The 18,937-nt window shown below is 56.1% G+C and carries 21 protein-coding genes and 1 pseudogene; 9 read left to right on the top strand and 13 right to left on the bottom strand.

Going from position 1 to position 18,937, the window contains the following annotated elements; genetic code table 11:
* Positions 1 to 4 precede the first annotated feature (4 nt).
* On the top strand, positions 5 to 1,033 hold the full coding sequence (locus QXG22_01575; GenBank protein MEM0358690.1) for an iron-containing alcohol dehydrogenase: 1,029 nt from the start codon (positions 5 to 7) through the stop codon (positions 1,031 to 1,033).
* 79 nt (positions 1,034 to 1,112) lie between these two features.
* Here the strand turns inward: QXG22_01575 and QXG22_01580 are convergent.
* A pseudogene (locus QXG22_01580) lies at positions 1,113 to 1,547 on the bottom strand (methyltransferase domain-containing protein).
* Positions 1,548 to 1,584: 37 nt separating this feature from the next.
* On the opposite strand from QXG22_01580, the gene QXG22_01585 reads away from it, so the two are divergent.
* Both QXG22_01585 and proS read left to right on the top strand, forming a co-directional pair.
* Positions 1,585 to 2,634, top strand: coding sequence for an aminopeptidase P family protein (locus QXG22_01585; protein ID MEM0358691.1), 1,050 nt, complete (start codon positions 1,585 to 1,587; stop codon positions 2,632 to 2,634).
* 22 nt (positions 2,635 to 2,656) lie between these two features.
* Complete coding sequence (gene proS / locus QXG22_01590) at positions 2,657 to 4,057, top strand: proline--tRNA ligase (protein ID MEM0358692.1); 1,401 nt, start codon at positions 2,657 to 2,659, stop codon at positions 4,055 to 4,057.
* On the opposite strand, the gene QXG22_01595 is transcribed toward proS, so the two are convergent.
* Both QXG22_01595 and QXG22_01600 read right to left on the bottom strand, forming a co-directional pair.
* Entirely contained in the window at positions 4,058 to 4,942 is an 885-nt protein-coding gene (locus QXG22_01595; protein ID MEM0358693.1) for a PfkB family carbohydrate kinase, read from the bottom strand. It abuts the gene before it with no gap.
* A complete protein-coding gene (locus QXG22_01600; GenBank protein ID MEM0358694.1) occupies positions 4,942 to 6,009 on the bottom strand; it encodes an inositol-3-phosphate synthase in 1,068 nt (355 codons plus the stop codon). The genes QXG22_01595 and QXG22_01600 overlap by 1 nt, the downstream gene beginning before the upstream one ends.
* 82 nt (positions 6,010 to 6,091) lie before the next feature.
* On the opposite strand from QXG22_01600, the gene QXG22_01605 reads away from it, so the two are divergent.
* Entirely contained in the window at positions 6,092 to 6,421 is a 330-nt protein-coding gene (locus QXG22_01605; protein MEM0358695.1) for a PadR family transcriptional regulator, read from the top strand.
* 41 nt (positions 6,422 to 6,462) lie between these two features.
* On the opposite strand, the gene pgsA is transcribed toward QXG22_01605, so the two are convergent.
* The gene (gene pgsA / locus QXG22_01610) at positions 6,463 to 7,044 is read right to left on the bottom strand and encodes an archaetidylinositol phosphate synthase (GenBank protein ID MEM0358696.1); all 582 of its coding nucleotides are present in this window, start codon (positions 7,042 to 7,044) and stop codon (positions 6,463 to 6,465) included.
* Between the two features lie 212 nt (positions 7,045 to 7,256).
* On the opposite strand from pgsA, the gene QXG22_01615 reads away from it, so the two are divergent.
* On the top strand, positions 7,257 to 8,090 hold the full coding sequence (locus QXG22_01615; protein ID MEM0358697.1) for a TIM barrel protein: 834 nt from the start codon (positions 7,257 to 7,259) through the stop codon (positions 8,088 to 8,090).
* On the opposite strand, the gene hisS is transcribed toward QXG22_01615, so the two are convergent.
* The 4 genes from hisS to QXG22_01635 all read right to left on the bottom strand — a co-directional run bounded on the left by hisS (position 8,062) and on the right by QXG22_01635 (position 13,256).
* Positions 8,062 to 9,309, bottom strand: a complete 1,248-nt coding sequence (gene hisS / locus QXG22_01620; GenBank protein ID MEM0358698.1) for a histidine--tRNA ligase — start codon at positions 9,307 to 9,309, stop codon at positions 8,062 to 8,064. The two genes, QXG22_01615 and hisS, sit on opposite strands and share 29 nt — an antisense overlap.
* Positions 9,306 to 11,660 carry an STT3 domain-containing protein gene (locus QXG22_01625; protein MEM0358699.1) on the bottom strand — a complete coding sequence of 785 codons (2,355 nt, stop codon included), beginning with the start codon at positions 11,658 to 11,660 and terminating at the stop codon, positions 9,306 to 9,308. The genes hisS and QXG22_01625 overlap by 4 nt, the downstream gene beginning before the upstream one ends.
* Positions 11,661 to 11,713: 53 nt before the next feature.
* Entirely contained in the window at positions 11,714 to 11,980 is a 267-nt protein-coding gene (locus tag QXG22_01630) for a hypothetical protein (protein ID MEM0358700.1), read from the bottom strand.
* A gap of 88 nt (positions 11,981 to 12,068) precedes the next feature.
* Positions 12,069 to 13,256, bottom strand: a complete 1,188-nt coding sequence (locus QXG22_01635; GenBank protein ID MEM0358701.1) for a 3-hydroxyacyl-CoA dehydrogenase — start codon at positions 13,254 to 13,256, stop codon at positions 12,069 to 12,071.
* 74 nt (positions 13,257 to 13,330) lie between these two features.
* On the opposite strand from QXG22_01635, the gene QXG22_01640 reads away from it, so the two are divergent.
* On the top strand, positions 13,331 to 13,993 hold the full coding sequence (locus QXG22_01640; protein MEM0358702.1) for an alpha/beta fold hydrolase: 663 nt from the start codon (positions 13,331 to 13,333) through the stop codon (positions 13,991 to 13,993).
* Positions 13,994 to 14,013: 20 nt separating this feature from the next.
* Here the strand turns inward: QXG22_01640 and QXG22_01645 are convergent, their stop codons facing one another.
* Together QXG22_01645 and QXG22_01650 are read right to left on the bottom strand one after the other, a co-directional pair.
* On the bottom strand, positions 14,014 to 14,304 hold the full coding sequence (locus QXG22_01645) for a GYD domain-containing protein (protein MEM0358703.1): 291 nt from the start codon (positions 14,302 to 14,304) through the stop codon (positions 14,014 to 14,016).
* 22 nt (positions 14,305 to 14,326) lie between these two features.
* A complete protein-coding gene (locus QXG22_01650) occupies positions 14,327 to 15,022 on the bottom strand; it encodes an HAD family hydrolase (GenBank protein ID MEM0358704.1) in 696 nt (231 codons plus the stop codon).
* Between the two features lie 50 nt (positions 15,023 to 15,072).
* Here QXG22_01650 and QXG22_01655 point away from each other — a divergent pair, with 50 nt between their 5' ends.
* Together QXG22_01655 and QXG22_01660 are read left to right on the top strand one after the other, a co-directional pair.
* Complete coding sequence (locus QXG22_01655; GenBank protein MEM0358705.1) at positions 15,073 to 15,498, top strand: GIY-YIG nuclease family protein; 426 nt, start codon at positions 15,073 to 15,075, stop codon at positions 15,496 to 15,498.
* 1 nt (position 15,499) lies between these two features.
* Positions 15,500 to 16,144 (top strand): RlmE family RNA methyltransferase, encoded by a 645-nt coding sequence (locus tag QXG22_01660; GenBank protein ID MEM0358706.1) that lies wholly within the window; start codon positions 15,500 to 15,502, stop codon positions 16,142 to 16,144.
* Here the strand turns inward: QXG22_01660 and QXG22_01665 are convergent.
* A complete protein-coding gene (locus QXG22_01665) occupies positions 16,095 to 17,237 on the bottom strand; it encodes a tRNA (guanine(10)-N(2))-dimethyltransferase (protein MEM0358707.1) in 1,143 nt (380 codons plus the stop codon). The two genes, QXG22_01660 and QXG22_01665, sit on opposite strands and share 50 nt — an antisense overlap.
* A 71-nt stretch (positions 17,238 to 17,308) precedes the next feature.
* On the opposite strand from QXG22_01665, the gene QXG22_01670 reads away from it, so the two are divergent.
* The gene (locus QXG22_01670; GenBank protein ID MEM0358708.1) at positions 17,309 to 18,082 is read left to right on the top strand and encodes an NAD-dependent protein deacylase; all 774 of its coding nucleotides are present in this window, start codon (positions 17,309 to 17,311) and stop codon (positions 18,080 to 18,082) included.
* Positions 18,083 to 18,102: 20 nt separating this feature from the next.
* On the opposite strand, the gene QXG22_01675 is transcribed toward QXG22_01670, so the two are convergent.
* Together QXG22_01675 and QXG22_01680 are read right to left on the bottom strand one after the other, a co-directional pair.
* Positions 18,103 to 18,465, bottom strand: coding sequence for an SCP2 sterol-binding domain-containing protein (locus QXG22_01675; protein ID MEM0358709.1), 363 nt, complete (start codon positions 18,463 to 18,465; stop codon positions 18,103 to 18,105).
* A gap of 73 nt (positions 18,466 to 18,538) precedes the next feature.
* On the bottom strand, positions 18,539 to 18,901 hold the full coding sequence (locus tag QXG22_01680) for an SCP2 sterol-binding domain-containing protein (protein ID MEM0358710.1): 363 nt from the start codon (positions 18,899 to 18,901) through the stop codon (positions 18,539 to 18,541).
* Positions 18,902 to 18,937 lie beyond the last annotated feature (36 nt).

Here is an 18,937-nt window from a genome sequence, read left to right on the forward strand (position 1 = left end):
AGACATGATTCTCAGGACGGACATAAGGTTTGGAAGGATGGAGGAAGTCCTATCCTCCCTCCGGCTGGAAGGGAGGGGACTCCTCTGTTGCAGGAGGGGGTTCGAGGGAAGGGTGGAGGGAAACCTCACCACCTTGAGGATCTCCCCCGAACCCTCCCTCGAAGAAGTGGAGGGGTATTGGGAGAAGATCGAGGATGAGGATTTCCAGTACGTGCTGGCCGTGGGGGGAGGAAGCGTCCTGGATGTGGCGAAGGTGCTGGCGGCCCTCATGGAGAACCCCGGAAGGATAAGGGACTTCTTCGGAGTGGAAAAGATACCCAACAGGATGAGAAAACTCATCGCCATTCCCACGACCCATGGAACGGGAAGCGAGGTGACCAAGTATTCGGTCATAAGGGTGGGGGAAGAAAAGTGGTCCATCGTTTCCGAAAACATCTGTCCGCACTTCGCCGTTCTGGACGAGAACCTCATGCTGGGTCTGCCCAAGGACCTAACCCTTTCCAGCTCCATGGATGCCCTCTGCCATCTCGTGGAAGCCTATCTAACCCGCTTCTGCGATCCCTTCGTGGATCTCCTCTGCGAACAGGGGGTGAGGTTGTTCTTGGAGGGGCTGGAGGAGGCGGTGGAAGACAAACGGGAGGGGAGGAGGAAGATGATGCTCTGCTCCCTGCTGGGTGGAATGGCCATCACCAATGCCCAGGCCTCCCTCGTCCACGCCCTCAGCCACGTGCTGGGGGGAAAGTACGGGATTCCCCACGGGGAGGCCAACTCCCTCTTCCTCACCGCCTTTCTGAGATTTTACGAGGGTGAGAAAAAATTGGAGGAATTGGAACGCAGGCTTGGGATAAAGCTGGCGGAAGAAGTGGAGAGGATCAGGGAGAAGTATGGGATGAGGAGGCTTTCCGACTTCGTGGGGGAGAGGGAGGCGGTGGAGGTGGCGGAGAGGGCCTATCGCAACAGGAGACTGGTGGAGGGAAACCTGAAGAAGGTGGAGCTGGAGGACCTGAAGGGTATAGCCCTCCGCTCCCTCTGACCTTCACCCCCACGAAATAGAGATCTTCCCCCTCTTCTCCCTCCTCCACCACCTCGAAGCCCGCATCTTCCATCCATTCCCTCACTTCCCTTCCATACTTGTACCTCAGGGTGCTCACCACCACCTTTCCCCCCTTCCTCAGAACCCTTGCCATCTCCCTGAGGGCCAGGGCGGGATGGGGAAGGTTTTGGAGCACGGTGATCGAGAGGACCATCCTGAAAGCTCCCCCTTTGAAGGGGAGGTGCTCCGCATCCGCCAGGATCAAGGGAACTCCCGGATTCCTCCTCCTCGCCCTCTTGAGCATGCCCAAGGAGAGATCCAGCCCCACCACCTCGAAACCCTTCAACTTTCCCAAGAGGAGACCCGTGCCGCAACCCACATCGAGTATCCTACCTCTCCTTGGGAGATGGGAGAAGATCCTCCGATATTTCCTCTCCTGAAGAAGGGAATACCTCCTATCGTAGAGGGAAGAGGTCCGGTCGTAGAGGAGGGAGAGTTCCCTCTTCCTCTCCATCCAAGGTTTTTAGTCGTGTCCCCTAAAACGGGTAGCGATGGAGAGGATCGGATGGCTGGAGAGGGAGTTGGAGGAGAGGGGATGGGCTTCCTGTTTGGTCCTCAAACATCAGCGTTATTTTTCAGGTACTTCCGCCGGGACGGCCTTCCTCCTGAAGGAAGGGGATCCCCTCCTCTTCTGCTCCGAGATGGAGGCGGAAAGGGCGAGGAGGGAGACCCGCCTGCCCGTCCTCCCGTACGGTTCCGAACCCTCGGAGGAACTCTCGAAGGTGGTGGGAAAAGTCTTGAGGGAAGGAAGGATCAGGGAAGTGGCATACGATGAAGCCTCCCCCTCCTTCCTCTACAAGCTGAAGAAGGAAGCGGGAGGGATCAGGCTCCAGAAGTTCAGGAACTTTTTCGAGAAGTTCTGCGAGAGGAAGACCAAGAGGGAGATAGAATGGATGAAGAAGGCCGCGAACATAGCCCTGAAGGGCTTGCGTTGCGCCTCCGAGTTGGTGGAGGAGGGAAGGAGTGAGAGGGAAATAGCCGCGGAGGTGGAGTACGAGATGAGGAAGGCGGGATCGGAGGGAACACCCTTCCCCACGATAGTGGCTTCCGGAAGGAACTCCCTCCTGCCCCACGCCACCTCCACCTCGAAGAAACTCAGGAGGGGGGAACTGGTGGTAGTGGATCTGGGTGCTTCCTACAGGGGATACTCCTCCGACCTCACCAGAACCTTCGCCCTCTCCCCCTCAAAAAAACAGGAAAGACTCCTGGAGGCGGTGAGGGAGGCCCAACTCCTCGCCCTCGAGGAAGTGGGGGCTGGAAGGGGGGCGGGGGAAGTGGAAAGGACTGCCAGAAAGGTTCTGGAGGAGAGGGGTTATGGAAGGTATCTCCTACATGGGGTGGGACATGGAATAGGCTTGGAAGTCCACGAGCCCCCCAGTCTCAGGAAGGGATCGAAGGAAGTGCTGAAGGAAAACTCCGTGATCACGGTGGAGCCTGGAGCCTACGTTCCTAGGGTGGGGGGGGCGAGATGGGAGGACATGGTAGTGGTGAAGGAGGGAGGTGCCCTCCCCCTCTCGGGAAATATAAATGGGGGAAGGTGAAGAAACTCGGTCCAGTGGGAACATGGGAGAGGAAGACACCTTCGGGGAATGGTTCAACAAACTGATCCTGGAAGCCGAGATCATGGACCCCCGTTATCCCGTGAAGGGGCTCTGCGTCTGGCTTCCCTATGGAATGGAACTCAGGAACAGGATCCTCTCCGTGATCCGCGGGCTCCTGCTGGAGACGGGACACAAGGAAGTCCTCTTCCCCCTCCTCATCCCCGAAGATCTCTTCAGGAAAGAAGAAGAGCACATCAGAGGTTTTGGAAACCAGGTTTACTGGGTCACGAAGGGAGGGGAGGAGGAACTGGGTGTGAAGCTGGTCCTCCGTCCCACGAGCGAGACCGCCATGTATCCCATGTTCTCCCTCTGGATCCGCTCCCACACCGATCTGCCCCTCAAGGTCTTCCAGATAGTGAGTGTCTTCAGATACGAAACCAAGATGACGAAACCCATGATAAGGATGAGGGAGGTCACCACCTTCAAGGAGGCCCACACCGTCCATTCCAGCAGGGAGGAAGCCGAGGAGCAGGTGAGGGAGGCCGTCTCCCTCTATTCCCGTTTCTTCGAAAGGCTCTGCATTCCCTACGTGATCACCAAAAGACCCAAGTGGGACACCTTCGCGGGGGCGGATTATTCCCTAGCCTTCGATACCCTCCTCCCGGATGGAAGGGTCCTGCAGATAGGAACGGTCCACTTCCTCGGTCAGAACTTTTCCAGGGTCTTCGAGATAAAGTTCCTGAAACCCAATGGGGAGCACGAATACGCCTATCAGACCTGCTACGGCATCTCCGAGAGGGTGGTGGCCGCCACCCTGGTACTCCACGCGGATGAGGTGGGTCCCTGCCTCCCACCAAGCTTAGCCCCCATCCAAGCGGTCATCGTCCCCATTCCCTTCAAGGAGGAAAAGGAACCGGAAGCCTTCGCCGAGGAGGTGAGGGGAGAACTGGAAAGGAGGGGCTTCAGGGTGGTGCTGGACAAAAGGGACCTGAGGCCGGGAAACAAGTTCTACTATTGGGAGAGAAGGGGCGTCCCCCTGAGGCTGGAGGTGGGACCCAGGGAAAGTTCCTCCCGCACGGTGACGGTCGTGAGGAGGGACGGGAGGGAGAGGAAGGAGGTTCGCCTGGAGGAGCTCCCCTCCTTCCTCTCTGAGGAAATGGGAAGGATGGAGGAAGAGATGAGGAAGAGGGCCTGGAAGAGGATGGAGGAAAGGATAGGGAAGGCTTCGAGGCTGGAGGAAGCGGTGGAGGCGGTGAGGAAGGGAGGAATCGCGAGGATCCCCTTCTGCGGGGAGGAATGTGCCGGGAGGGCGGAGGAGGAAACGGGAATACAGGTACTGGGGGAGGAAGTGGGGGGAGGGGAGGGGAGCTGTGCCCTGTGCGGGAAACCGGGAAAAACCTTCCTGATGGGGAAGAGCTACTGATCACTTCAAGAACTTCTTGATTTCGGCCTCGGAAGGGAAGCCCACGGCCCCCTTGTACCTCACCTTGAGACCAGCAGCCGCGTTGGCGAACTTCAGCGAACGCTCCACGTCCCTCGTTTCCAGGTACTTGGCTAGGAAGACCGCCCCGAACACGTCGCCTGCCCCCGTGGGATCCTGAACCTGCACCTTCAGCCCTTCCGCGCTCAAGAACTTCCCATCGCAATAGGCCATACATCCCTTCTCCCCCAAGGTAACGATACCCAGCTTGACCCCCATCTTCTTCAGGAGCTCCAGCATCTCCTTGGGTTTCTTCCCTATTCCCTCCATCTCTTCCCTTCCCACCTTCACCACGTCGGCGTACTTCACCAGTTCCTGGAAATTCTCCGGCATCCTTATCCTCACCCTCCCCTCCCTTCCCACTTCCCTAAAGGCTCCTTGAGGATCCAGCACCACCAAACCGTCCGAACGCTTCAGTTCCTTGAGGAGCTCCGGCCCCACCTCGTTCACCACGGGAGAAACGTAGAAGCCCTTGGCCTCCCTATAGCTTTCAGGCAGGTCCCCGGGGGAAAGGGGAGGAGCCCTGTACTTGCACCTCTGCACCCTCCTCCCCCTTTCGTCGTAGGTGTTTTCGAAGAGGGTGGTATGCTCCCCCACCACCATTATTCCTTCCGTGTCTATTCCGAAGGCCCTGTACAGGGGAGGGAACTTCTCGGGCAAATCCCTTCCCACCTTGGAGAGGACCCCCACTTCCTTTCCCAAAGCCCTGAGGGCAAGGCCCCCGTAGGTCGGGGCCCCTCCCAAAACATTTTCGATAATCCCCCAGGGGAAAACGTTCACATCTATGGCTATATGGCCCACCACCACTATTTCCGGTTCCGGACCCATCACACCTTCCCCTTTATGAAGTCTTCCACGGCCTTCCTCGCCACTTCATCCGGCATTTGTACAGGCGGATGCTTGAAGAAATATGCCGAAACCCCCAAAAGCGGTCCCGCGATCTTCCTATCCATCGCTATCTTCACCGCCCTTATGGCATCTATCACCACACCCGCACTGTTGGGTGAATCCTCCACCGAGAGCTTCACATCTATCGTGAGGGGAACATCCCCGAACTTCCTCCCCTTGATGAAGATGTAGCATATCTTCCTGTCCTTGAGGAAGGGCACATAATCGCTTGGTCCTATTCTGAGGGGAACCTCATAGGGGACTTGACTGGAAACGGCTTCCGTCTTGCTTATCCTCTTGGAACTCAGGCGCTCTTCCTCCAGCATGTTGAGGAAATCCGTGTTCCCTCCTATGTTGAGCTGATAGCTCTCCTCCACCTTCACTCCCCGGTCCACCAGCAGCTTCACCAGCGTCCGATGTAGAATGGTGGCACCCACCTGCGACTTGACATCGTCGCCGGCACAGGGAAGGCCGGCTTCCTGAAAGCGCCTACCCCATTCCTTGTCCGAAACGATGAACTCCGGAATGCAGTTCACGAAACCGCATCCAGCCTTGAGAGCGGCTTCGGCATAGAACCTCGAGGCCTCATAGCTACCCACGGGAAGATAGTTTACCAAAATATCGGCGTTTGAATCCTCCAACACCCTCACCACGTCCACGGGCTTGGGTTTGGAACGGTGGGGTATCACGGGAGTGAGGTATTTACCCAATCCGTCGAGAAGCGGACCCTCCATCACCTCCACTCCAAGCTTGGGCACGTCGCAGAACTTGACGGTACAGTTGGGAGGGGTGAAGATGGCCTCGGAAAGATCCTTCCCTATCTTGTTCAGGTCCACGTCGAAGGCCGCCACGAACTTTATGTCCCTGACGTGGTAATCGCCGAACTTCACATGCATCAAACCTGGAACCGACTCTCCCTCCTTGGCATTCTTGTAGTATTCCACTCCCTGCACCAAGGAGGAAGCACAGTTCCCCACACCGGCTATGGCGACCCGTATGGTTCCCATTTTATCTCGTCTTATCCTCCTTTCCTTAAAAATGTGCTTCACTTTTTTTAAGCTCGGAAAGCCTTTATTACCATACCCTTGAATGGAAAGGGGGGGACTTATGAAGAGATTGAAACGCAAGACCACCGTGGAAATGCTCTGGCCCTATGTGCTCAACTTGTTGCGGGAGAGGCCCATGTATGCTTATGAACTCAGGAACGCCATCTATCAGAAGTTCGGTTTCAAACCTCCCATGGTTTCTTGCTATCTCGTCTTGAACAAGCTCGAAAAACAGGGATATACCTCCTCGGAATGGAAGGACCAGAGGGGGAGACCGGCGAGGAAATACTACAAGATCACTCCCAAGGGTATTGAGCTCTTCAAGCAGGTGGGAGATTACTTCAGAGAATTGGCGGATAAACTATCCGCTTAGTCGAGAAAAAGCTCGGTTTTGGTATGCGCGGATGTTGAAGCCTAATCCCCCAATCTCCTTTTGGCCACCACCATCCTTTGGACCACTGTGAAATGGGAGAGGACCGCCACTAGAACCACCGCGTAGTTCGTAAAGCCCAAGATCGAACCCAAGCCCAAGAGGAGGATACGCTCTCCCCTTTCCGCCAAGCCCACCTCCATCTTCCCCGTCCCCGCCGCCTCCCCCCTCGCCCTCACATAGCTTACCATGAAACTCCCCAAGATGGCTGCCCCTCCCCAAACCAAACCGGAAATCCCGAAGGCCTCCGCCAATCCTCCCCAGATGATGGCCAAAAGGATGAGGAAGTCCACGTATCTATCCACGACGGAATCCAAAACCCCCCCGAACTTCGTTTCCTTTCCCCCGCTCCTCGCCACGGCACCATCCAAGAGATCGAAGAACCCGCAGAGGAGGAGGAGCAGGCCCCCCTCCAGCGGTTTTCCCAAGGCAAAGAAGAGAGCCGAAACCAAACCCATGCCCAAACCCAGCAGGGTGAGGAGATTGGGGGTAATCCCCCCCCTCGCGAGGGAGGAGGCGAGGGGCTCCACCCACCTCCCCACTTCTTTCTTAATTCTGCTCAACATCCTCCTCTTTGGAAGGGGGAGAAAAAAAGGGAAAAGGGTAGGGAGGACTCAGCGGCAGCAACCAGAAGTAGTGGTTTTTTCCTCAGCCTTCTTCTTTTTGGCAGCCTTCTTCTTCGCCATGGAATCCCTCCACCATTTGAAGTTGAAATGGTTCACAATTTAGGTTTTTCCTTCGGAGAAAGGGCTAAATCCCTCCCTTCAGGTCTTTGAGGATGATCTTCCTGGGACCGGCGGGAGTGCCGCTGGGGAGCCCAGAAAAGAGCACACTGGGCGGCCTCCGGTACCTGGCGAAAATAGGTTTGAACGCCATGGAAATCCAGTTCGTGAGGGGGGTGGCCATGAGCAGGGAGATGGCCGAAGAAGTGGGGAAGGAAGCGAGGAGGTTGGGGATAAAACTCTCCGTTCACTGTCCCTACTTCGTGAACCTCTGTTCCCCAGAGAGGGGAAAGGTGGAGGCTTCCAAGCGAAGGATTCTGGAAGCGGTGGAGAGGGCCCACAGGATGGGGGCGGGAATAGCCACCTTCCATCCCGGTTTCTACGGGAAGCTGAAGCCAGAGGAAGCACTGGAGAAGGTGAAGGAGGGATGCTTGGCCCTCAGGGAAGAAATGGAGGGGAAGGGATGGGGGGAGGTAAAGCTGGGGCTTGAAACGATGGGAAAACAGTCCACCTTCGGGACCCTGGAGGAAGTAATAGGGGTCTGCAAGGAAGTGAAGGGATGCGTTCCCGTGGTCGACTGGGCCCACCTCTACGCCAGGAGAGCGGGGGAGGTGGATTATCCCAAAGTTTTCGAAACCCTCAGGACCCTCAAGTTGGAAGAACTCCATACCCACTTCACGGGAGTGGAGTTCAACAGGGTGGGGGAAGGGAGGGGGAACGAGAGGTATCACCTCGAACTCTCCTCGGGCAAACCACCCTTCGAGCCCCTCGCCAGGGAAATCCTGAAGAGGAAGGTGGAGATCACCCTCATAAGTGAAAGTCCTGTGCTCGAAAGGGATGCCCTCGTGATGAAGGAAATCTTCAGCCGTCTCGGTTACAAGTTTTCCTGAGCCTTTGGATCAGTTCTTCCCTCCTCACCTCCTGTTGCTCCCCCGTCCGCATGTCCCTGAGCATCACCGATCCCCTCTCCCATTCCCTGGGCCCCACGATGACCGCATACTTAGCCCCCCTAGCGTTGGCATGGGCAAGGGCCTTGCTGAGGTTCCTTCCCATCAGATCCACCTCCGTGCTTATTCCCTCCCTCCTCAATTCCGTCGTCACCTCCAAGGCCTTTTCCAGCATTTCCTGGGAAGCTGGAAGGACGGCACAGCACAGCTTCTCTTCCTCTATTTCTTCCCTCTCGAGCAGGAATTGGGCAATCCTGTCCACCCCAAAACCCACCCCCACCGCCTGACATGGTTCCCCTCCCAGGGCCTCCGCCAACCCATCATACCTTCCACCGCCCGCCACCTGCACTCCTTCCACATATACCTCGAACACGCAATCCGTGTAGTACTCGAGTCCCCTGGCTATGCTCAGATCCACGGAAAGTCCCCTTGCCCCCATTCTTTCCGCTAGCCTCAGGATCCTCCTCATCCCCTCCAGGATCTCCCTCTCCTCCTCCCCCACCTTCGCCCTGTCCAGTACTTCTTCCCCTCCCCTCAGCCCCACCAACTCCTCGAACTCCTCCCTTCCCTTCCTCCCCGCCAGCTCCCTTTCCAACCTTTCGGGATCCCTGGAGTCCACCGCCCTCAGGATCCTCTCCGCCTCTTCCCCCCTCACTCCCATCTTTTCCAAGACCAGGCGGAGCAGGCGGACGTTGCCTACCCTGAACTCCCCCCTCAAGCCCAGCTCCCTGAAGACCTCATGGGTGAGGGCGAGGACCTCCGCATCGGCCTCCGGCCTGGGACTTCCCAGGATTTCCACTCCCGCCTGCCTGAACTGCCTCCACCGATGGGCCTGGGGCTCCTCGTACCTGAAGCATGGACCGAAGTAAAAGAGTTTAACGGGCTTGCTCTCCGATCTGAACTTCTCCAGGTAGAGCCTCACGACGGGGGCCGTCAGCTCGGGACGCAAAGCCAGCTCCTTTCCCGATTTGTCCCTAAAGACATAGAGTTGTCTCACCACTTCCTCCCCGCTCTTCCTGGTGAAAAGCTCCAGACTCTCGAAGATGGGGGTCTCCACTTCCCTGTAACCCCACCTCACGAAAATCCTCCTCATCACCTCCTCCACCCTTCTTATGCATGCCAGTTCCCTTCCGAAGAGGTCCCTCGTCCCCTTGGGCCTCAAGTTACCATCCTCTCCCAATCAACCCTAAAGAGGAGGACGATGCCGTTGGAGCTCTGGTGGACTCGCTCCAGATAGGGGAGGGAAGTTGGATTGGTAAAGACCAATAACCCCACGGGGTCGGGTATGCTCCTGATGGCCTCAGAGACTCCCTCCACCAGCCATGCACCCACCATGTTTTCCCCTTGTATGAAGACCACCAGCGTCTCCTTCACATCCACCGTACTGGAAGGTATGAAGTTGATGCCCTGAGGTTTCCATTCCTCATCCAAGAAGATGTAAGCCACGCCGTCAAGGTAGAAGTTCCCACCCTCGGTCCTGAGGTAGACTTCACCGTTATCCCTAAGCACCACTGCCTTCCTGTTTTCGCTGAAATCGAAAACCCATTCCCCCTCCCCACGTGTGGGAGTGGTCCTGGGTCTGGTGAACAACCTCTTCGCCTCCCACACCTTGGAAAGGGGAGCATCACGATTTTTGTAGTAATAGGCTTCCCAATACTGTCCGACGTGAAAGACCAAGTAGTCTATCCTACACCCGTAGTTATCGTAAGCCTTAAGATACCATTTCAATTCCTCCACCCCCATTAACGGGAACCATTGCACATCCACCCTCCTCCCGTTCACCCTCCAGTTCTCCCTCCGAAGATTCATGCCACGCAGCAAGGCATGGTTACCCTGCACCACATAAATGTAATCCGGAGGACGGACGGGATAGCGCAAGGGATCGTTCTCCCATTCCCCTTCCGGAGCCATAGCTTCCACCCCATCGCAAACCGATCTCCTCTCCGAGACACCCGTGAGGAGATGGCCATAGGACCATTCGACCGCCACCACGGAATTTTCAGGAGAGTTTTCCTTCAACCAGAGGAAGGTCTCCAGCAGACCGCTATCGAGACCCCTCACATTCCACTCCGTGGGTGGGTTGGTCCTCTCGGCATGCCCGTAAGCATTGGAAATTAGGGGAGAAAGGACAACTGCCCCACATATGGCTAGGAGGAGGGTGTTTTTGGTCCAGTCAAAGCTCGGTATCCAAGTTTCAACGGAAATCCTCTTGAGCAAGGAGAACAATACTCCCACACCCACGCCAACCATCACGGCCACGAAGGGCCACCACTGCCTTATGAAGCGTGCCTGTCCCACCCCGGGCCATACCAAACCAGCGAGTACGAACAGCCACAGGAAGGGGAGGAAATCGGTGGTTCTCCTCCTCCAGAGGAGGGCGAGGAGACCCAATACCATGAGGAGGAAAACCAGATCTCCAGATCTCTCGATTCCATAGTAGAACTGGGGGAAGATTTCCCTCCAGGAATTGAAAGGCTGCATTTCGCTGGCATACCTTGGGAAAACCAATCCTTCCACCCTTGAACTCCATGCCCAAACCACCAGTGCCCCCACCGCTAAGGAGAAGAGGAGCCAGCCCAGCCCGATCCTGCTCTTCAATTTGCTCGTCTCCCACCAGAAGTAAAGACCCACCATCACCATGCCCGTACCCGCCGCCAGGGAAAGGGAGGGAGGGAGATAGCCCCAAACGCCCAGGATTATTCCTTTCCAGTAGTCCAGCCTCCCTTCTCCGCTGAAATACAGAAAAGCCTCTAGGAGGACCAGGGAAAGGAGGAGTCCGAGAAACTGGGGGAGATGTTCCTTGGTGGAGGAGAGGATGGCCTCCCCCGGTCTCCGTTCCTTCCAAAGACGCTCCAAGAACCTCACCCCTACCCCCAACAGGGGTACGAAAAAAATCACGGGTAGGAGGTACCACCACCCCGACCAAGAAAGGGCGAAGAGTCCGAGGGTGGCCGCCATCAACCCTCCCCACCAACACGCGGAGGGGAGGGACCTAGACTTGAAAATCTTCAGGGAGAAAAAGATGGTCCAGAGGGTGAGGAGGGTCTGTAGGGCTTCCCTGTCGAAGGCCCCCACCTTACACCAGTAGATGAGGTTGGTTATGAGGGCCAAGGAAAGGGCTGCCACCGCACCCGCCACCTCCCCCCAAAGCTCCCTACCCACCAAAAAGGCGGGAAGGAGGGAAAGGGCTAGGAGAAGGGGAGACCAAAGCCTACAGACATCCATGAGATCCAGGTCTTGGTCGAGGGAGTGAAGGGCCCTGTAAAGCATGACCAACATCAGAGGTTGTCCCTGGTCTGCCGGACCTATCGTCCATCCAGAGGGGGCATGGGAGAGGGAATACCTTTCCACGAAGCCGTTCTGCCGATCGATTTCCCTGGCTATACCGAAGAAGAAACCGCTGTCGGAGGTGTTGAGGGTGTCCCCGTTCTTCCCCGGTACTAGGAGAATGGAGAAGCTCAGCACCATGAGGGAGAGCAAGTAAAGGGCTATCGCCAGTTTATGGACGCTCAAGTTCTCCCTGCTCTCTCAGAGGGCCCAAGATAAAAGCCGAACGTGGGAAAGAATTACTTCTTTTTCTTCTTGGGTTTCTCCTCCACGCTGGGGGGCGAAACGTCCTTGGTGGTGGCCATGATCCATCCCAGCCAGAAACCCAGGGCGGCTAGGACAACCATCCCCCCTGCGACCGGCACCACGACCCAAAGGGGGGCCGTATAATCTCCGAACTTCCAGATCTGCCACCACCTGCCCAGCGGGAAGAGGATATAAAGGGCCGCTATGATCACGCAGGCAACACAGAGCGCCGCACCCATAACCCTTGTTCCCGCTCCCATATTGAACCTACGAAGTTAGGAATCCTCCTTTAAATAGTTTCCCGGAAGATGCGGAAGTTTGAAAACGAAAGAAAAAAAATTAGGGCCCCTACTCGTAGGTGTAGAAGCCCTTCTTAGTTTTCTGACCCAACTCTCCCCTCTTCACCATCTCCTCGAGCAGCGGGCTGGGCTTGTAGAAGGGTCCATACTTGGCTGAAATCTCCTTGAGCTTCTGGACCACCACATCTATTCCTATGGAGTCCGCCAGTTCCAAAAAGCCCATCGGCAAGTTGAAACCCAGCTTGAGGGCCTTATCGATATCATCCCTCGTGGCCACCCCGTTCCTAAGGAGCTCGGCCGCCACGTTGATGCCCACGTAGGTGGGAATGAAGGGATCGAACTTCTCCGCCTTCTCGAAGGGAAGATCGAGGGGCACCCACTTCTTCTCCGGGTACTCATAGAAACCCTTCCCCGTCTTAACTCCCAGTTCTCCTTTCTTCACCTTCTCCTCCAGTAAGGGACTGACCTTGAACCCTGGTTCCCTTTCCTCCATGAACTTGGCAACGCTGTAGGCTATGTCTATTCCGGTGTAATCGAGCAACCCGAACATGCCCATGGGCATTCCCGCCTTGTGGATGGCCGCCGCATCCACCTCTTCGATCGTGTACTCCCCGTTGTACACCATCCAGTGGACCAAGTTGGAACCTATGATCGTGCACCGGTTAGCGATGAAACCTGGAACATCCTTGTTCACTATCACGGGTTCCTTCCCAAACTTCTTGGCCAGTTCCACCGTTATCCTCACGGTTTCATCGCTCGTCTTCTCTCCCCTCACCACCTCCACCAGCCTCATGAGTTGCGGGGGATTGAAGAAGTGCATCCCCACCACCTTCTCCGGTCTGGTGGTGGCGGAAGCTATTTCGGAGATGGGGAGAGCGCTGGTGTTACTTGCCAGGATGGCGTGTTTGGGAGCATTCTTGTCCGCCTCCGCAAAGGCTTGTTTCTTGAGATCCAGTTTCTCCGGAATGGCCTCTATCATGAAATCCACATCCTTCACGGCGTCTCCCACCGACAGGAATTTCTTTATCCTCTTCAGAGCATTGTCTGCATCTTCCTGGCTGATCCTTCCCTTCTGCACCAATTTGTCCAAGCTCCACTTTATCTTCTCTATTCCTGCTTCCACGAACTCATCCTTGATGTCCATCAAATTGACTTCGAATCCGCTCATCGCCGCCACTTGAGCTATTCCGTGACCCATGGCCCCTGCTCCGAGGACTGCTATTTTCTTTATTTCCATTTCCTCACCTCTCCTTTTTTGAAGTGATTCTTCATTGCTTCCATATATTTTTTGTGGAAAGCGGAAGGGAAGGGATGCAAGGAGAGGAAGTGGAAGTAGGAGGGTTGCAGGCCATCTTCTGCCCAGCGAAGTCTTCCCGTAAGGGATGTGTGATCATGTGCCATGGTCTCTTTGGAAGCATGCACAGCCCCAAATACGTGGAGCTTGCCGAGGAACTTCAACGAAGGGGACTCTCCTCCCTCAGGTTCAACCAGAGAAGCGGAGAAAGGGGAAAGGAGGCCACGCTCACCCAAAGGATGGAAGATTTGGGAAGGGTGGTTGATTTCGCCCATTCACTTGGATACAAAAGAATAGGGCTCATGGGGAGCAGCCTGGGAGGATATATGGTCCTGCTCCTTTCCTCCCTCTACCGGGACTTTCAAGCTTTGGCGGCATGGGCTACCCCATATAACTTGGGAGGACTTCAGGGTGAGGAATTGAAGGAATTGATCGAGGATTCGAAGAAATATCCCTTAATCGAATATATACGTGGAGTAAAGGCACCCCTCCTCCTCCTGCACGGAACGGAAGATGAATTGGTTCCCCCCTACCATTCGCTCTTGCTCTTCGAGCGGGCCCCTCCTCCAAAGGTATTGGTCTGGGTGGAAGGCGCTGACCATAGGTTTACCCAACCCGAAAAGAGAAGGATTGCCGTGGAAGTAACGGCCGAATGGCTAGAAAGGAAGCTGGGCCCCTGAGCGAAGGGATGGAAGGGAAACTACTGTTTCTTTATTTTCTCGATGAGTTTTTCCACGGGTATGGCCGGTAGACTCATCACCTTCAGGGTTCCCCTGGAACCAAGCTCGATGGAAATGCGGGTAACCGTTTCGTTATCCGGTGCCTCCACCACGTTGACAAAGTCGTAGGGACCAAGCACGGCATATTGATGCAGCACTTTGGCTCCGAAGGCTTCGATTTCCTTGTTCACTTCAAAGATGCGATGGGGTCTTTCCTTGAGGGTTTTCCTCCCTTCCGCTGTCAGTATGGACAGCAGGATGTAGATGGGCATCATTTCCTCTTCGATTCTCCCTTTAAAAAAGGTGATGGTCTAGAAGCCAGTGTAAGGCCTCCTTCAAATCCCTTACTTCACAGTCCCTCTTCCCTGAAAAAACTTCTCCCCTCCTGTTGACCCAAATCGTTTTCATCCCCACCTCACTCGCCGGTTGGATGTCATGGGTCGTGCTATCTCCCACCATCACACTCTCCTCAGCCCTAGCTTCCGCGAGCTCCAGGGCCTTGAGGTAATACTCCTTTTCCGTTTTCCTTATCCCAATGTTGTGATCACCAAGCACGCAGGCGAAATATTTCCTTCCACCCATCCTTTCGAGGGAAGAGGCTTTCTGAAGGGCGTTCTCGGAGGTGGCAAGACAGACCCTATACCTTTTCGAAACCTCCTCCAAGAAAAGAAAGGTTTCTGGGAAGAAGGTGGGATTCCTCCAGCACTCCTCCATGGCCCTCTCGAAGGCGGAGATGAGCTGCAGGGCCAGCCCTTCGCTGTAGGGTTTTCCCAGCTTCTGGAAGATCAGACGGCAGTGGAATTCCCTATCGTCGTGCTTTTCCGGATACCACCTGTGCACGATGTCCCTGTGTACCTCGAAGAGATAGAGCTTCCAGAGCTCCCTACCCGTCAATCCCAGTTTGGAGGCGGGGGCCTCGAACTGGGCTATGAACTTGGAATCGGAATCGTGCAGGGTGTTGTCGTAATCCACGAAGACGTTTCTTATCACAACGGAAAATGGAAAGGGGGGCTTAAGCCTTATCCCTCAGAAAGGAAAAGATGGCCGGAGGTACCTACGTTCTCATCCTCCACGTACCCTTCGACCTGCAACTGAAGGTGGGGGAACTGGGGGTAAGGGATTTCAAGGAAGGATATTATGCCTACGTGGGCTCGGCCCTCTCCGGCATGGAGAAGAGGGTACAGCGCCATCTGAAGAAGGAAAAACCTTCTCACTGGCACATAGACTACCTGAGGATGAGGGCTAGGGTAGTGGATTTGGTGAGGGCAAGGAGCAGGACCAGAAAGGAATGCGAAGTGGCCAGGGAACTGGTCGATCTCCCCTCCGTTTCTGGCTTCGGTTCCAGCGACTGTCGCTGTCCCAGTCACCTCTTCTACCACCCCGACAGACATGTCCTCACGGAAAGGGTCATACGTGCCTTCAAAAAAGTTGGACTGAAGCCTGAGAGCGGGTTCGAGGGGGTGTGACTTGCCCTTCAGGGGAAAGGAGGAACCCTACCGCAGGTTGGCCAGGAAGATGGGGTATAGGGCTAGGTCCGCCTTCAAGCTCAAGCAGCTGAACTCCCGCTATTCCCTTCTCAGGAAGGGAGAAGTGGTGGTGGACCTGGGAGCGGCTCCGGGCGGATGGATGCAGGTGGCTAGGGAGGAGGTGGGGGAGGAGGGCTTCGTGCTGGGAATAGACCTGCAGCCCATCAGCCCCTTTCGAGAAAACAACGTGCGTTCCCTGGTGGGCGATCTCCTGGATCCCTCCACGCCCGAACTCATCCTCTCCCATCTGCCTAGGAAGGCGGATGTACTTCTCTCGGATGCCTCACCACACATCTCGGGGGTGTGGGAGGTGGATCACGCCAAATCGCTGGAACTGGCGGAGGCGGCCCTCCGCATAGCCGAAGTGGTGCTGAGGGAAGGGGGAAAGGCCTTGATAAAGGTTTTCCAGGGAAGTGGATTGGAAGGATTCTTGAGGGAGTTCAGGAAGAGGTTCGAGTTCACCAAGGTTTCAAAGCCTCCAGCCTCCAGGAAGGGAAGTGCGGAGGTTTACCTCATAGGGAAGGGCTACAGGGGGGCTACGACGAAAAGAGCTTCTCGATCTCCTCAAAGGGAGCATCCGTCCTAAAGCCCGTGGGGGAGAAATGGGTGCGGAGGGCAAGATATCCCTTCCTCCTCAGCCCCTCCAAGATCCTTTCCAATTTGGGGGGAGAGAGGGACCTCCTGCGGGAAATCCCGTGGGAATCGTAGAAGAAGGGGGGACCCCCCGCCTCCTCGGCGCAAAGTCTCAACATCTTCACCTCCGGTGCTTTGAGCCTGAAGGAGGAAGCCTCCACCACCTTCAGCACCTCCTCCACGAACTCTTTTTCCCACAGGTTCCCCAACCACATCGGACCCGAGACTTCCCTCTTCCTTCCGCACTCACAGGTACCACCTTCTGGCCTATGGGAGATCGTCCTCCTCCCACACCTACACGCCAAAAGGTATCCCTGGCCCTTGAGCATCCTGTTCACCCCTCCCCTGCGGAGGAGGAGGTAGACCCTGAAGTAATGGCGAGTGGAATGGGAAAGGAGGGGAAGGAGGGAGAGCCCGTGGACTCCCGCCACCCTCTGGCAATGACCTATCAGGATCCTCAGCCCAAGCTCGTGCGCGTATTCCGTTCTCAGGGGAAGGGCTCCGTATTTCCTGAAACAGGCCATGGGATAGGTGCCGGCCAAACAGGCAGTGTCGGTGGCGGTGAGGGCGAGCATTCCCGGATCGGAAAGGGAAACACAGGAGGCTTCGAGGAAAGGGGAGGGTGAACCGAAGGGGTCCAGATCCACCACTTGGAAGCCCCTCCTGTTCTTCCAGAGGAGGAGGTGGGCCTCCTCCCTGCATGCCACCACGTTGGAAAGGGAGTTGAGGGAGATGTTCTTGCATAGAAAGCGGTAGGCCTCCTCGGAAACATCGTTCACTATCACCTCCCTTACCCCATCCACTTCCGCCGCGTACCTGATTCCCCTTACCCCGACTCCGGCCAGGGGATCGCAAATCCTCAGCTCCCCCACCCTCTTGCCGAAAACGGAGACTGCCGCCACGCCTATGTCCCTTCCGAACTCCATGTGGGGGTTGTAGAAGACCTTGGTGAGGGAGGGCACGAAATCACCGGAAGGGGCCCTGAAGGTGGAGAGTTCTGGAACCTCCAGCACTACCTTCCCCTCCCTTACCCTTTCCGTCCCCATCATTCCGACTCCACCGTCCTTCCTAAAGCAACTTCCTTCAGGATTAAAGGGGGAAAGGAAAAGGTAGGGGGATGGAGGAGGGGATGAAGAGGGCTGCGGAGCTCCTTCGCTCTTCTAGCTACGCCGTGGCCCTCACGGGAGCAGGGGTGAGTACGGAATCCGGCATACCGGACTTCCGTTCACCGGGTGGACTCTGGTCCAGATACGATCCCTCCGAGTTCGCCACCCTTTCCTCCTTCTTGGAAAATCCCTCCCGCTTCTACCAGGCGGCTTCGGAGTTCCTCTCCGTTTTCACCGCCGAACCCAACGAGGGACACAGAGCGCTGGCGGAACTGGAGGGGATGGGCATCCTGAAGGCGGTGATCACCCAGAACATCGACGGCCTCCATCAGGCGGCGGGATCCAGAAGGGTGGTGGAGCTGCACGGAAACCTCAGGGAGTGCAAGTGTCTTCGCTGTGAAAGGGTTTCACCCATCGAAGTGCTCGTGGAAAAGCTGGTGCAGAGGGGTGAGCTCCCTCCCCGCTGCGATTCCTGTGGGGGGTTGCTGAAACCCAACGTGATCTTTTTCGGAGAACAATTGCCCAGGCGGGCGCTGGAGGAAGCCTTCGAACATGCGAGGAGATGCGATCTCATGCTGGTGGCCGGGAGTTCTCTGGTGGTGAGTCCAGCCAACTTCCTACCACCCATGGCACTGGAAGCCGGGGCCGAACTCATCATCGTGAACGAAGAACCCACCCCCATGGATGCCTTTGCCTCCGTGGTAATCCGGGGAAAAACGGGAAAGGTCTTGCCTGAATTGTTGAGGCTGGTCAAGGAAGCATTGAAGAAAAAAAATATGGGTTGAAGTCCCCCCGACTAAGGTCTTTATCCGAAGCTGGGAGCGCTCTTAGCCACTTCCTGCCCGATCTTGCCGAACTTCATGGCATCGGCGAGGGAACCCTGAATGCTGTACTTCTTCGCCATGAAGGCCCTGGTGGGGTCCTCTTCCCTCGTCAGGAGCTTCCACATGATGTCCTTGTTCCCTATCATGGTGAAAGCCGGACTCGGGTGCTTCCCCACATTGAAAGTTACCTGTCCGCCCTTGAACTCCAGATAGAACTCCTTGGGGTCCTCACCTTCCACCACGAACTGTACCACTTTGTCCCATCCCTGCATCAGTTTCTTGGCGGCTTCATTCTGGTTCGCTAGTTCCGCAAACATTCTCCAGCCTTCCACTACCTCTCCCAAGTTTTCACCCTCCCCCTTTCTCCTTTCTCTATTTAACCTTTTCAGGGAAAAAGAAAAGGGCAAGGAACGTTGCCTACACGAGGCTAACGTTCTTGCCCACTTCTTCCAAAATCTTTCTGAACTTTATGGACTCCGCCAGTGATCCCTGTACGGTGTATTTCTTCGCCATGAAAGCCTTCACGGCATCCTCTTCCCTCGTAAGGAGCTTCCACATGATATCGGCATTTCCCACCATGGTAAAGGCAGGACTTGGATGCCTTCCCACGTGGAAACTCACCACTCCGTCCTTGGCCTCCAGATAAAACTCCTTGGGATCCTCCCCCTCCACCACGAACTGCACCGCCTTGTTACCCCAAGCCTTCAACGCCTGCTTGGCTGCTTCCATGGTATTGGCTATTTCGGCCGCTTTCTTCCATCCGTCCGCTACCTTTCCCAAGTTTTCACCTTTTTCCTCCTTTTCCTTCCCTATTTA

The sequence above is a fragment of the Candidatus Hadarchaeales archaeon genome, from assembly GCA_038736355.1.
Classification (GTDB): domain Archaea; phylum Hadarchaeota; class Hadarchaeia; order Hadarchaeales; family WYZ-LMO6; genus WYZ-LMO6.